This window comes from [Flexibacter] sp. ATCC 35208 (assembly GCF_001975825.1).
Taxonomy (GTDB): domain Bacteria; phylum Bacteroidota; class Bacteroidia; order Chitinophagales; family Chitinophagaceae; genus Chitinophaga.
The window spans coordinates 11,931-26,395 of record NZ_MTKN01000007.1 but is presented as its reverse complement, the minus strand read 5'-3'; the positions used below and the strand labels follow the sequence as shown (position 1 = coordinate 26,395).

Genomic DNA, 14,465 nt, shown 5'->3' with positions numbered 1-14,465 from the left:
AAAAATATTATTTCGCTTTCAACGCTTCGATTTCTTTTTGCTGCGCTTCCAGCTGTTTCTTCAAATCAATGATGTACAATGTCAGCTCTTCGATCTTCTGCATCTGTAATTTTTGCATTTCTCCCACATCCAGCCCCTCTGCAGCAATCTGTTTCTCTGAAGGAATATCAGGTAATTTGTGATTTTCTTTGATATGCGCTTCCACTTCAGCTAATGAAGGTAATTTATAACCCGCAGCAAACACATAATCCGCCCAACTCTGCGTTACCTTTAGCTTGGTACCGCCAATAGTGCCATTCACGGCCAGGGTGTAACCAGTAGGCAAAGAAGCCATATTTACAACCATGCCAGTCTCAGCCCTGACAGTTCCATTCACATCCAGCGCGGTAGCGGGAGTACGGTTATTAATACCAACATTACTGGCGGAGGTAATAAAGATACCAGTAGAAACGGAGTTGTTTCCATAGTTCTGAATCGCAAAGGTATTGCTGGACTGTAGAAAGCCCATGCCAGCTACCCATTGACCAGCTCTTACAAACGATAAATGGAAACGGGTATCACCCTGATTCGCTGGTCTGGCAACCTGTATGCCATAACCATACGGGGTATCATCAAACGACTCGCCAAAGTGAGCAGGGTTAGCAAAACGGGATTTACCACCTACATTCAAATTAAAAGTTTTGTTTACGTACGTTCCCACTCCCAGGTAACCAACAGATATCGTGTCATACTGGGCTAACGCAGGCAAACTACCTGCCATAAATAGACACAAAAGAATTTTCTTCATGATAAAATGAGGTATTAAGGATTTCTTCACTAAAATACAGTCTTCTCCTTGATTTTTATAATAAAAATTCTAATGATAATATTCCCCGCAAACGTTTGCGTAAATAAATCCGCCCATTCCCTTCCAATAATAAAATTATAGCTGTAGAATTGTTTCAGGGATACGGGTACAACCCATCAATCTGATACAAAACCAGTGCCTGCCTGTATTGCAACTGTAGCAATGCTTATTCCATGACGTCTGTATAACCCATTTGAAAAACACACAACAATTCGATACGTTATGAAAAAACTACTGATGTTTTGCTGCCTCGTGCTCAGCACTGTCAGTTGGGCGTTCGCTCAAACCCATGTTATCAAAGGAAAGGTGACCGATGCTACCACCGGCGAACCTCTCATCATGGTGAGCGTTCAACTCAAAGGCACTACCACCGGCACTCAAACCGATGCCTCTGGGAATTTCTCCATCAATGTCCCCAATCCACAGGGCGTGCTCACATTCACCTACATGGGGTATGAAGCACTCACCCGCAATATTGACGGAAACACAAGCCTGAGCATCGCAATGACAAAAGATAACAAACAACTGGATGAGGTAGTCGTAATCGGCTATGGTGAAGTAAAGAAAAGAGACCTCACCGGCTCCGTTGTTTCTGTCAAAGGCGCTGAACTCAAAAAAGTGCCTACTACCAATGTGATGGAATCTGTTCAGGGTAAACTCCCCGGCGTAGACATCACCAAAAGTTCCGGTGCCTCCGGCGCAAAGATCAACGTCACCGTGAGAGGTAACCGCTCCATCCGCGCAGACAACGGCCCCCTCTACATTGTAGACGGTGTACAATACCAAAACATTCAGGACATCAACTCCAACGATATTCAAAGCATGGAAGTGCTCAAAGACGCTTCCTCCACCGCTATCTATGGTTCCAGAGGTGCAAACGGTGTGATCATCATTACCACCCGCAAAGGCGCGCTGGGCAAGCCTAAGGTAAGTCTCAACACTTACGTGGGCAACAACGAAGTAGCCGGCTATCCATCCATGATGACGGGCCCTCAGTACGTTGCCCTCAAAAGAGAAGCCTACCACACCACCGGCCGCTGGAACTCCGATGCCGATGATGCACTCATCTTTAACGCTGCTGAAGTGAATGCTATTCAAAACAACCTCTGGACCAACTATGCTGACCTGCTTATTCATAACGGCTTACAGCAGGATTATCAGGTGGGGGTAACCGGTGGCTCCGACAAAACAAAGGTTTACTTTTCCCTCGACTACTTTGATGAAAAAGGTTTATTCAAACTCGATCGTACCCGTCGCTACAGCGCCCGCCTGAACATCGATCAGACCATCAGCAACATCCTGAAAGCTGGTATGCAAAGCCAGGTCACTTACTACGACCAGGATGCGCGCCGCGACCCTTTAAATCAGGCCAACAAAATCGTACCCCTCAATGGTCCGTACGATGCTGACGGTAATTTCGTACTGTTCCCCAACAATGGCTCTGCCATCAACCCACTGGCAGATGAACAGCCTAATATCTACCAGAACAATAGTCGTGTCACGAGAACATTCATCAATGCCTACGTAGAGCTTACACCACTCAAAGGCTTGTCTCTCCGCTCAAACCTGGGCGTTACGCTGGACAATGCCCGACAGGGGATCTTTGCTGCTAAAAATTCCATCGACAGGTCTACCGCCTCTACCTCGCGTTCCCAGTACAACACAGGTGCACAACGCTACCTGAGCTGGGAAAACGTAGCCAACTATTCACACCAGTTCGGACAGCACTCCATCGGTATCACCGGTGTAGCCAGCCTGCTCTCCGACCAGCGTGACTCGAGCTTTCTGCAGGGTGAAGGACAACTGTTGCCCTCGCAGCTTTACTATGCACTTGCCAATAGTGTAAGTGGTATAGCGGTTCGTACGAACTACCTTTCCAGTAAACTCATCTCCTTCACTGGGCGTGTGAATTACAACTATAAAGGTAAGTACCTGCTATCCCTCACCGGCCGCTCTGATGGCTCTTCTAAACTGGCCCCCGGCAATAAATGGGCGTTCTTCCCATCAGCTGCCGCTGCCTGGAGGATCAGTGACGAATCGTTCATGAAAGGACAAAATGTATTCAGCGATCTTAAACTCCGCGCCAGCTACGGTATTGCAGGCAACGATGCTGTATCGCCATACTCCACCGCCAGTTACCTGAGCAAGATCCCATTCTCTTACGATGACACCAACGCTGCCCTTGCATATGGCATCGGTAACCAGGTTGGCAACAAGAACCTGAAATGGGAACTCTCTGCCACTGCGGATGTAGGCCTGGATTTTAGTGTGCTGAATGGCAGAATTGGCGCTACTATCGATTACTATGATACTCATACCAAAGACCTGCTGCTGCAAAGGACGCTACCTTCTTCTTCCGGTGTGACCACCGTGATCCAGAACATCGGAAAGACCCGCAACAGAGGGATTGAAATAGGCATCAATACGACGAATATCAGTACCGGCAAACTAACCTGGACTTCCAATATCGTCTTCTCCAAAAACAAAGAAGAAATCGTTTCGCTGGCAGACGCCAACACCAACGACGTTGCCAATGGATGGTTTATTGGTTACCCTGTAAAAGTATATTATGACTACCAGAAACTAGGCATCTGGCAAACGGATGAAGCCACAGAAGCCGCTAAGTACGGCTACAAACCCGGTAATATCAAAGTAAAAGATATCAATGGCGACGGTGCGCTCAACACACAGGACAGAGTAGTACTGGGCAGACAGGTACCTACCTGGAGCGGTGGTTTTAACAACGATATCCGCTACGCTAATTTCGATCTGAACGTCTATGTATTCGCACGTATCGGTCAGTACATCTACTCTGAATATGCTGCCAAATTCGATCCACAGGGTCTGGAAAACAGTGCTCCTTTGGACTACTGGACGCCGGACCATGCTACCAATGCTTATCCAAGACCCAATGCCAGCGTGTCAAAAGATGGTACGCCATTCATCAAAACATTGGGTTATCAGGAAGGCTCTTTTGTAAAGATCAGGAATATCTCACTGGGATATACCTTGCCAGCAGGCGCATTGAAGACGGTACACCTCAGCAGTGTAAGAGTGTACGTCACCGGCAAGAACCTCTTCACCTTCAGCAAGGTGAAAGACTACGATCCGGAAAGAGGCGGGGACCTCAGCAACCCGCTCACCAAAATGTATGTCGCTGGCTTAAACGTAGAATTCTGATCCTAAAAAAGTAAACCATGAAACGCTACTATTTCCTCCTCATATTATTAACCAGCTTCGCTTGTAACAAGCAGCTGGAAGAATACAATCCATCGGGCCTCACCACCGATCAGGTATTCAGTACCCCCGAAGGTTTTGAAACCCTGGTAAATGCCGTCTACACCTACAATCGCTGGTGGTACGGCAAAGAAGAAGGGTACAGCATCTCTGAAATGGGGACCGACCTCTGGACCAGCGGTACCGGTGATAAATACCCAGACATCACCCAATACATAAATTTACAGGCCAGCAATACCGTGATGAGTGGACTCTGGAAACAACTCTATGCCGCCATCAACCTGTGCAATAGCGGCATTGGCCGCATCGGCAAAGCAGGTTATACCGATGATGTCAAAAAGAAGCGCAACGCAGAACTCCACTTTATGCGTGCATTCTACTACTGGCACATCGTAGAAATGTGGGGCGGCGTACACTTTACGGTGGATGAAACCACAGGTGTCCAGACGACAGCTAATCGTACTCCCGTAGATACCTTTTACGCCCAGATATTCCGTGACCTGGATGTCGCTGTCAACGACCTGCCACTCACTACAACAGACTATGGCCGTGCTACCAAACCTGTAGCCCAGGCTTTTCTGGCCAGGATGTGCCTGACCCGCAATCTCAACGAAAGAGCAGCTGTACTCGCTGACTCTGTTATTAACAATTATGGATATAGCTTACAGGCAAAATATGCCGACCTTTGGAGCATGAGCAACCTGCAGAATAAGGAAGTGGTGTGGGCTGTGAACTATATGAAAAACCTGGTCTACGATGACCGGGTTGATGCCACCCTTTATCCCAACGGTCATTCCCGCGGTGCCAACAATGGTCACCTCATGTTCATCATGAAGTACGATGACCTGCCCGGTATGCAGCGCGATGTAACCAATGGCCGTCCTTTCAACAGGTATATGCCATCGCTCTTCCTGCTGAACCTGTTCAACGAAAATGCTGATGCCCGTTATGCAGCTACCTTCAAACAGGTATGGTATTGCAATAACCTGAATACAGCGCCAGCTGGTATGAAACTGGGGGATACCGCGATTGTAGTCACTAAATATGCAGTCACCAACGCAGATACCGCCGGCAAAAAATACAGAACGTACGACAGGAATATAGTATATGCTACAAACGGCGGCGGTAAAGACCGTACGCACTATATTTCTCTACAGAAATTCGATGATCCTACCCGTGCCTCCATGAATGAAGAAGAAAGCGCCCGCGATGCATTCATCATTCGGCTGGCCGAGATGTACCTGATCGCAGCTGAAGCACAGTTCAAACTGGGCAACAATGGCAAAGCTGCCGACTACATCAATGTGATTCGTAAAAGAGCCGCCATCGCCGGTCATGAAGCCGATATGCTCATCACCGATGCCGACATCACACTCGACTTCATCCTCGATGAAAGAGCACGTGAACTGGCTGGCGAACAGTTAAGATGGTTCGATCTGAAACGTACCGGCAAACTGGAAGAACGTATTAAAAACTACAGCCCTGATCCGGCCACCTACTTCCAGTCTTATCACAACCTGCGCCCGATTCCGCAGGATCAGATAGATGCCGTGACCAACAAAGCTGAATTCACTCAAAATCCTGGCTACCAATAAACTGTTACAGATGATTATAAGACGTTATTTACTGGTATTATTGTTACCGTTGATCAGCTGGATGCCGGCTGATCAACCCCGTATTTTCCTGATTGGCGATTCCACCATGTCCAACAAACCACTGGAAGATAATCCCGAAAGAGGTTGGGGTCAACTGTTCCCGCAATTCCTGGATGGCATTGAAGTAAAGAACTATGCCGTGAATGGCAGAAGCACCAAAAGCTTCATCAATGAACATCGCTGGGATTCTGTTTTAGCACAATTAAAACAGGGTGACTGGGTGCTCATCCAGTTTGGCCACAATGACCAGAAGAAAGAAGATTCCACCCGTTATGCAGCTCCGAACGGCGCATACAAAGACAACCTGTTGCGCTTTGTAAAAGAAGCCCGCGCCAAAGGTGCCAACCCCGTACTCATCACACCCGTGATGCGGCGTAAGTTTGACGACAAAGGCAATTTCGTGGACCAGCATGGGGAATATCCCGGTGTAGTGAGGGCACTGGCCGCTCAGTACAAAGTGCCCCTCATCGACCTGCACAAAAGCAGTGAAGCCCTCATTGTACAACATGGTGTTCAGGGTTCTGAAAAGCTATTTAAAACCACACCGGCAGGGCACTATACCAAATTGCCCGATGGCGTCACAGACAATACCCACTTTAACACCTACGGCGCTACCCTCATTGCAGGGCTGGTGGCAAAGGAAATTCATGAGAAACACATTGGGCTGGATCCTTTCCTGAAAAAGACCGCTTTTGAAGGCAAATACCGCTTTGATCTGCCAGAGATATATGAACCTCATTTCAGAAGAGATACGCTGAATATCCTGTCCTTTGGTGCCAAATCTGATGGTGTGACCCTCAATAGTCAGAGCATCAACGCCGCTATCGATACCTGTAGCAACAGGGGGGGAGGGGTGGTAATGATTCCTTCCGGCTTATGGCTCACTGGTCCGATCGTATTAAAAAGCAATGTGAACCTTTATCTGGCGCCTAATTCCATCTTACAGTTTACGACCGATTTTTCCCAATACCCTTTAATAGAAACAACCTACGAAGGGCTGAAAGCCATGCGCTGCCAGGCCCCTCTTTCTGCACTCAATGCAGAAAACATTGCGATCACCGGCAAAGGTATTCTCGATGGCGGCGGCGATGCATGGCGCATCGTCAAGAAAGATAAGCTGACAGAAAGCCAATGGAAGAGACTGACCACTTCCGGCGGTATCACCGGCGATGACCAGAAAACGTGGTACCCGTCTGAGAAATCACTGAAAGGTTCGAAAACCCAGCAAGCGGGCGTGATCGCTCCCGGCAAAACCGCTGCTGATTACAATGATATCAAAGACTTCCTGCGCCCTAACATGATCAGCATCGCGTCCTGTAAATATGTATTGCTGGAAGGCGTAACTTTTCAGAACTCTCCGGCGTGGTGTTTGCACCCATTATTGTGTGAACACATCACCCTGAGAAATGTATATGCAAAGAACCCATGGTATGCACAGAATGGCGATGGACTTGATCTTGAATCCTGCCGTTTTGCGCGCATCGAAGGTTGTACCTTCGATGTAGGTGATGATGGCATCTGTATCAAATCCGGCAGAGATGAACAGGGTAGAAAAAGAGGGGTGCCTACGGCCGATGTGATCGTGAATAATTGTACGGTGTACCATGCTCACGGTGGCTTCGTGATCGGTAGCGAAATGTCAGGCGGAGCGAACAATTTATATGTATCTGATTGTTCTTTCTTAGGCACCGATATCGGATTGCGTTTCAAAACAACCCGTGGTCGTGGTGGTATCGTAGAAAAGATCTACGTGAGTAATATCAATATGGAAAACATTCCTGCGGAAGCCATCCTCTTTGATATGTACTACATGGCGAAAGACCCTGTGGTACTGGTAGGTGAGAAAAGAGAAACACCTAAGGTGGAGACGATTCCTGTTACAGACGGCACGCCCCGCTTCCGGGATTTTCATATCAATAATGTGGTGTGTAATGGTGCGGCAAAGGCGATCTTTATCCGGGGCTTACCAGAAATGCCTATCAGTGATATCTACCTGAATAATATCACCATCAAAGCAGACAAAGCCGGTGATTGCATAGAAGGTAAAAACATCCAACTGACCAACGTAAAACTGCTCACTGCCGACAATGGCAAAATGAACGTGCAGGATAGCAAAGCAATAAAAATGGGAGACTAAAATGAAAAGAACAGGCTTAATTTTTCTATTAGCTGTAGCTGCCACCATGCAGGGCAATGCGCAATCTGCTGCCCCGATGGCCACTACTGTCATGCGATTATGGAAAGACTCATTACAGGAAACCGGCAAAACGCCTAACTGGACTTACGACCAGGGTGTAGTACTGGAAGGCTTTGCAGGCCTCTGGAAAAACACAGGTGATGGAAAGTATTTCCAGTTTATCCAGGAGGGCATTGATACGTACATTGACAAAGAAGGCAACATCCGTACTTACAAACAGGATGATTACAACATCGATAACATCAAAAACGGCCGCGCTTTATTGTTGCTGTACAAAGTGACGAATGAAGAGAAATATAAACTGGCTGCTGAAAAACTAAGGGAACAGTTACGCAAACAACCGCGTACAAATGCCGGTGGTTTCTGGCACAAGAAGCGCTACCCTTACCAGATGTGGTTAGATGGTTTATATATGGGTGAACCTTTCTATGCAGAATACGCGGCTTTATTCCATGAGGATACTGCCTTCCGTGATATCACGAGACAATTCGTGCTCATGGAAACAAACAGCCGGGATGCAAAAACAGGATTACTCTATCATGCCTATGATGAATCCCGCCAACAGAAATGGGCGGATAAGACCACCGGGCGCTCCCCAAATTTCTGGGGTAGGGCCATGGGTTGGTATGGCATGGCGCTCGTAGATGTATTGGAATATTATCCTGCCGGTCATCCGGGCAGAGACAGCCTGTTACAGATCTTACAACGCTACGCAGCAGCTGTAAAGAAATTCCAGGACCCTGCCAGCGGTGTTTGGTACCAGATCTTAGACAAAGCAGGCAGGAAAGGGAATTACCTTGAAGCCTCTGTAAGCAGTATGTTTGTATACACACTGGCCAAAGGGATCCGCTTAGGTTACCTGCCTGAATCCTATTTATCCATCGCAAAAAAGGGATTCACCGGGATCAATAAACAATTCATTCGTCCTGCTGCCGAAGGTGGCGTAAACCTCGAAGGTACTGTTAACGTCGGGGGCCTGGGGGGCGACCCTTACCGCGATGGCAGCTATGAATACTACCTGAGTGAAAAGGTGATCCAGAACGATCCCAAAGGAGTCGGCGCCTACATGCAGGCAGCCAATGAAATAGACCTGCTGGCCATTCCTAAAACAGGTAAAGGGCTCACCATCACCATCGATAATTTCTTCAACCATGAAGTAAGAAGCAATGGTACCACCTGGCATTATGTATGGGATGAGATGGATAATGGTGGTTACTCTCTCTGGGGCGAAATTTTCCACAACAAAGGTGTGCGTACCGCCATGCTGCCTGCAGCACCCACTGCTGCAAATCTGGCAAAGACCAATATCTTCCTGATCGTAGATCCTGATACTGAAAAGGAAACTGCGAAACCCAATTTCATGACGCCTGCTTATGCTGATGTGATCTATGACTGGGTAAAGAAAGGTGGTGTCTTAGTCATCCTGCAAAACGACAAAGGTAATTCTGAAATAGAAAAATTCAACATCCTTACAGAGCGCTTCGGTATTCACTTCAATGAAGATAGCCGCAACCATGTAGAAGGAAAGCAATTTGAACAGGGCGCTCTATACCTGCCTGCAGGGAATCCTGTTTTTGCCCACACAAAGAAAATCTACATCAAAGAGATCTCGACGCTGAAACTCTCGCCACCCGCTACCTCCATCTTCAATAATAAAGGAGATGTGATCATGGCGGTGGCCAAAGTAGTCAAGGGTGCAGTATTTGCCGTAGGCGATCCCTGGTTCTACAATGAATACCTTGATGGTCGCAGGCTCTCACCCGATTTTGAAAATTATCAGGCAGCAGCTGATCTGGCAGATTGGATGATTCGGGAGGCAAAGAAATAATCATCCTGGTAACCTGAAATTTTATCTGCATTTCAATCCATACTTCAAATTATCAAACTCATTATATGCAATTGTCAAAAAATCACGTAGCCCTCCCGGAGCTTCCTGAAAAGGTACTGCAATTTGGTACCGGCGTGCTTCTCCGTGGTCTCCCTGATTATTTCATAGATAAAGCCAACAAAGCCGGTATTTTCAACGGCCGTATTGTCGTGATCAAATCAACTGACAAAGGTGGTACGGATACCTTTGCTGCTCAGGATCATCTCTATACTCAATGTATACAGGGGATCCATGCCGGACAGCGTATTTCAGAACATGTCATTAATACTTCTATCAGCCGGGTACTCTCCGCTGCATCGCAATGGGCTGAGATCCTTGCCTGCGCAGAGAACCCCGATATGGAGATCATTATATCCAATACAACCGAAGTCGGTATTAGTCTTACAGATGATGATATTCATGCAAACCCGCCATCTTCTTTCCCCGGAAAATTGCTCGCGTTCTTATTGAAACGCTACCAGTTTAACCAGCAAGGCATGGTCATCATCCCTACAGAACTCATTCCGGACAATGGTACGAAACTGAAAAATATCGTCCTTGAACAGGCGAAACGGCATCATTTAGAACAACCTTTCATCCACTGGCTGGAAACAGAAAACGACTTCTGTAATTCGCTCGTAGACCGCATTGTACCCGGTGCATTGCCAAAAGAAGAACAGGCGGCGACAGAGAAACAACTTGGTTATGAAGACCAACTCATGATCATGTCTGAAGTCTATCGGCTATGGGCTATAGAGACCAATAGTGAAAAAGTAAAAAAGATACTTTCTTTTGCTAAAGCAGATGAAGGTGTGGTACTCGCACCAAACATCAATGTATTCCGTGAACTGAAGTTGCGCTTATTGAATGGTACGCACACGCTCACCTGTGGGTTAGCACATCTGGCCGGGTTTGAAACCGTGCGCGAAGCAATGGAGGATACCGCTTTTGAAGCAGTGATTGCAGCCCTCATGCAACATGAAATCGTGCCTGCTATTACGGATATCAATATCCGTGAAGATGCTGCGCATCGCTTTGCTATCAGCGTATTGGACCGCTTCCGCAATCCATACATCCAACATCGCTGGCTCAGCATCACCATGCAGTATACGAGCAAAATGAAAATGCGTGTCATTCCCATTCTGAAAAAATACTACCAGCATGTACATGAAGTGCCTGCATTACTGGCCATGGGTTTTGCTGCATATCTGCTCACCATGAAGCAGGATATTCAGGATGATCATGCTGCGTACTTCAAAGAAAAATGGGCGCAATTATCTCCTGAAGCGCTGGTACAGGAAGTGCTGAAAAATGAAGCCTTATGGGGCGAAGACTTAACCCGATACAAAGGCTTCGCACAGGCTGTTACCGTCATGTTGAATAATTTAATAAATGAAGGAGCCGCTACATTAATCAAACGGGTAGCAGCAGAAACAACCGTGATATGAAAAGAAGTATTTTAAAAGTCCACCCACACGATAATGTAGTGGTGGCACTAACCGACCTGAAGAAAGGAGAAACCGTACAGGATAATGGTCAGTCGTACACGCTGTATGATGACGTACCTGCCAAACATAAATTTACGGAAGCAGCCCTTAAAACAGGTGATCCTATCACCATGTATGGCGTACTGGTAGGCAAGGCAAAACAAGATCTGCCTGCGGGCGCCAGGATAGGCACCAGCAATGTACAACATGCTGCCAGTGATTTTCAGCTGGCGTCACAGCGCAAGATTGCCTGGCATCAACCTGATATTGCACATTGGAAAGATCGTACTTTCCAGGGGTATCATCGTGCAGATGGTAGCGTGGGCACGGGCAATTACTGGCTCGTGATCCCCATGGTATTCTGCGAAAACAGGAATGTGGAAGTACTGAAAGAAGCCCTCACAGATGCTTTGGGTTATGGCCGGCCTAAAAAATACGCCGCCTTTGCAAAACAACTGGCTACACAATTCCAGCAGGGTGCCAGTAAAGAAAGCATTATCGAAACCATCTTCACAGAAAACGAACCCGCTTATCAGCAACCAAAGGTTTTTCCAAATGTAGATGGCATTAAATTCCTCACACACGAAGGTGGTTGCGGTGGTATCCGTCAGGATGCACAAACCCTTTGTGGCCTGTTGGCAGGGTATATCACCCATGCAAATGTAGCAGGTGCCACAGTATTAAGCCTGGGGTGCCAGAATGCACAGATCACTATGCTGCAGGATGAGATCAATAAGCGTTCTCCGGACTTCAGTAAACCTTTATACATCCTCGATCAGCAAACCATTGGTACAGAACAGGCATTGGTATCTGCTGCCATCAAACAAACCTTTGCGGGTTTGATAGCAGCAAATACAATAGAAAGAAAGCCGGCGCCTTTAAGCAAACTGACCATCGGTCTTGAATGCGGTGGCTCCGATGGCTTCTCAGGTATTTCTGCGAATCCTGCCATCGGCTATACTTCCGATCTGCTGGTTGCCTTAGGCGGTAGTGTGATCCTGTCAGAGTTCCCTGAGCTTTGTGGGGTAGAACAGGAGATGAGTGATCGTTGTGTACAGGAGACAGATGCACTGCGCTTCATAGACCTGATGCGTACTTACGAACGCAGGGCAGAAGATGCCGGTTCTGGTTTTGACATGAACCCTTCACCCGGCAATATCAAGGATGGCCTCATCACTGATGCCATCAAGAGTGCAGGCGCCGCTAAGAAAGGTGGTACATCGCCTGTAGTAGAAGTACTGGATTATCCCCAACAGGTAAAGAAACCGGGCCTCAACCTCTTATGCACCCCCGGCAATGACGTAGAATCTACCACAGCCGAAGTAGGCGCCGGCGCTACCATCGTTTTGTTCACCACAGGTTTGGGTACACCTACCGGCAACCCTGTCACCCCTGTGATCAAATTAAGTAGCAATACAAAGTTGTTTGAAAAAATGCCGGACATCATAGACATCAATACCGGTACGATCATAGATGGGGACGAGACGATCCAACAGGCAGGGGAGCGGATCCTGGAACATGTGATCCAGGTGGCCAGCGGTACATTGCCCGCAAAATCAGTCCTGAACGGACAGGATGATTTCATTCCCTGGAAGAGAGGAGTCTCATTATAAACAACATTTTAATCAGTAATAATGAAGCAGTTTTTAGATGAACATTTCCTGTTGAGTACTGCGACATCCAGGAAATTGTATCACGACTATGCAAAGGAGATGCCCGTGATTGATTATCATTGTCACCTGCCACCGGCGCAGATTGCAGCCGATACCGCTTTTGAAAATATTACACAGGCATGGCTGTATGGCGATCACTATAAGTGGAGGGCCATGCGTACGAATGGCGTGCATGAGAGCTATTGTACAGGTGACCGTTCGGACTGGGAGAAATTTGAAAAGTGGGCGGCAACAGTGCCTTATACCTTACGTAATCCCCTGTATCACTGGACGCACCTGGAATTACAACGTTATTTCGGCGTCAATGAAATATTGAATACATCATCGGCACCAGCTATTTATGCTACCTGCAATGAGCTGTTGCAAACAAAAGAATATACCACCCGCAACCTGCTACGCAAAATGAAAGTAGCGCTGGTATGTACGACAGATGATCCTGCAGATACACTGGAATATCACAGACAACTAAAAGAGGACGGTTTTGAAATTCCTATTCTGCCTGCGTTCCGTCCGGATCAGGCAATGAATGTAGATGATCCTGCAAAATATAATGCGTATCTCCAAAAGCTGGAACAGGCTGCGGATACAAGTATTTCCACTTACCAGGATCTGCTTACAGCGCTTAAAAGCAGGCACGATTTCTTTGCAGGGATGGGGTGTTCTGTGTCAGACCATGGTATAGAGGAAATCTATGCAGATGATTATTCAGATACAGAGATCAATAACATCTTTACGAAAGTAAGAAGTGGTCAACAACTGACCTTGTCCGAAATCCGTCAGATCAAATCTGCCTTATTAGTACAACTGGCTATCTGGGATTGGGAGAAAGGCTGGGTACAGCAATATCATCTCGGTGCGTTGCGCAATAACAATTCCCGCATGATGCGCCAGTTAGGTCCTGATACTGGTTGGGATTCCATCGGCGATTTCTCCCAGGCGAGGGCGTTGGCTAAATTCCTGGATAGATTGGATAGCCAGGATCAGTTGGCAAAAACAATTCTCTATAACCTGAATCCTTCAGATAATGAATTGCTGGCTACCATGATTGGAAACTTCAATGATGGGTCAGTAGCAGGGAAGGTGCAGTTTGGTTCTGCATGGTGGTTCTTAGATCAGAAGGATGGAATGATCAGGCAAATCAATGCATTGTCCAATATGGGGTTACTAAGCCGTTTTGTAGGGATGCTAACTGATTCGAGGAGTTTCCTTTCTTATCCAAGACATGAATATTTCCGTCGTATCGTTTGCGAGTTGTTTGGGCAGGAGATAGAGAATGGGGAATTACCGAATGATGTGGAGTGGGTAGGGAAGGTGATACAGGATATTTGTTTTTACAATGCACAGCAATATTTCAATTGGAAATAAAACATTCATGAAAAGGGGAATTCACCAACGAGGATGAACCCTGTTTTTAGGGAAAAAAACACATCCCGGTGACAACAGGGCGTCACCGGGATTCTCCTTCGCTGCAAGCAATCTTATTTTATGATAACAACCCGCGC

General features: G+C 47.1%; 8 protein-coding genes. 7 read left to right on the top strand and 1 reads right to left on the bottom strand.

Features of this window, described 5'->3' with window-relative positions; all coding sequences use genetic code 11:
- Window positions 1-7: 7 nt before the first annotated feature.
- Complete coding sequence (locus BW716_RS06720; protein WP_143708761.1) at window positions 8-787, bottom strand: hypothetical protein; 780 nt, start codon at window positions 785-787, stop codon at window positions 8-10.
- Window positions 788-1,069: 282 nt separating this feature from the next.
- Here BW716_RS06720 and BW716_RS06715 point away from each other — a divergent pair, with 282 nt between their 5' ends.
- The 7 genes from BW716_RS06715 to uxaC all read left to right on the top strand — a co-directional run bounded on the left by BW716_RS06715 (window position 1,070) and on the right by uxaC (window position 14,328).
- Complete coding sequence (locus tag BW716_RS06715) at window positions 1,070-4,027, top strand: TonB-dependent receptor (RefSeq protein WP_083721762.1); 2,958 nt, start codon at window positions 1,070-1,072, stop codon at window positions 4,025-4,027.
- 17 nt (window positions 4,028-4,044) lie between these two features.
- Window positions 4,045-5,679 carry a RagB/SusD family nutrient uptake outer membrane protein gene (locus BW716_RS06710; protein WP_083721761.1) on the top strand — a complete coding sequence of 545 codons (1,635 nt, stop codon included), beginning with the start codon at window positions 4,045-4,047 and terminating at the stop codon, window positions 5,677-5,679.
- A 10-nt stretch (window positions 5,680-5,689) separates the two neighbouring features.
- Window positions 5,690-7,876 (top strand): glycosyl hydrolase family 28 protein, encoded by a 2,187-nt coding sequence (locus tag BW716_RS06705; RefSeq protein ID WP_235643514.1) that lies wholly within the window; start codon window positions 5,690-5,692, stop codon window positions 7,874-7,876.
- Between the two features lies 1 nt (window position 7,877).
- Entirely contained in the window at window positions 7,878-9,764 is a 1,887-nt protein-coding gene (locus tag BW716_RS06700; RefSeq protein WP_083721760.1) for a glycoside hydrolase family 88 protein, read from the top strand.
- Window positions 9,765-9,829: 65 nt separating this feature from the next.
- A complete protein-coding gene (locus BW716_RS06695; protein ID WP_083721759.1) occupies window positions 9,830-11,251 on the top strand; it encodes a tagaturonate reductase in 1,422 nt (473 codons plus the stop codon).
- A complete protein-coding gene (locus BW716_RS06690; RefSeq protein WP_083721758.1) occupies window positions 11,248-12,903 on the top strand; it encodes a UxaA family hydrolase in 1,656 nt (551 codons plus the stop codon). The genes BW716_RS06695 and BW716_RS06690 overlap by 4 nt, the downstream gene beginning before the upstream one ends.
- Before the next feature lie 21 nt (window positions 12,904-12,924).
- Complete coding sequence (gene uxaC, locus BW716_RS06685) at window positions 12,925-14,328, top strand: glucuronate isomerase (RefSeq protein ID WP_083721757.1); 1,404 nt, start codon at window positions 12,925-12,927, stop codon at window positions 14,326-14,328.
- Window positions 14,329-14,465: the final 137 nt, after the last annotated feature.

What these genes read in the sequence shown, in the direction of transcription:
- BW716_RS06690 (WP_083721758.1), top strand. Translation starts at nt 11,248, where the DNA reads ATGAAAAGAAGTATTTTAAAAGTCCACCCACACGATAATGTAGTGGTG.
- BW716_RS06715 (WP_083721762.1), top strand. Translation starts at nt 1,070, where the DNA reads ATGAAAAAACTACTGATGTTTTGCTGCCTCGTGCTCAGCACTGTCAGT.
- BW716_RS06695 (WP_083721759.1), top strand. Translation starts at nt 9,830, where the DNA reads ATGCAATTGTCAAAAAATCACGTAGCCCTCCCGGAGCTTCCTGAAAAG.
- BW716_RS06720 (WP_143708761.1), bottom strand. Translation starts at nt 787, where the DNA reads ATGAAGAAAATTCTTTTGTGTCTATTTATGGCAGGTAGTTTGCCTGCG.
- BW716_RS06705 (WP_235643514.1), top strand. Translation starts at nt 5,690, where the DNA reads ATGATTATAAGACGTTATTTACTGGTATTATTGTTACCGTTGATCAGC.
- BW716_RS06710 (WP_083721761.1), top strand. Translation starts at nt 4,045, where the DNA reads ATGAAACGCTACTATTTCCTCCTCATATTATTAACCAGCTTCGCTTGT.
- BW716_RS06700 (WP_083721760.1), top strand. Translation starts at nt 7,878, where the DNA reads ATGAAAAGAACAGGCTTAATTTTTCTATTAGCTGTAGCTGCCACCATG.
- uxaC (WP_083721757.1), top strand. Translation starts at nt 12,925, where the DNA reads ATGAAGCAGTTTTTAGATGAACATTTCCTGTTGAGTACTGCGACATCC.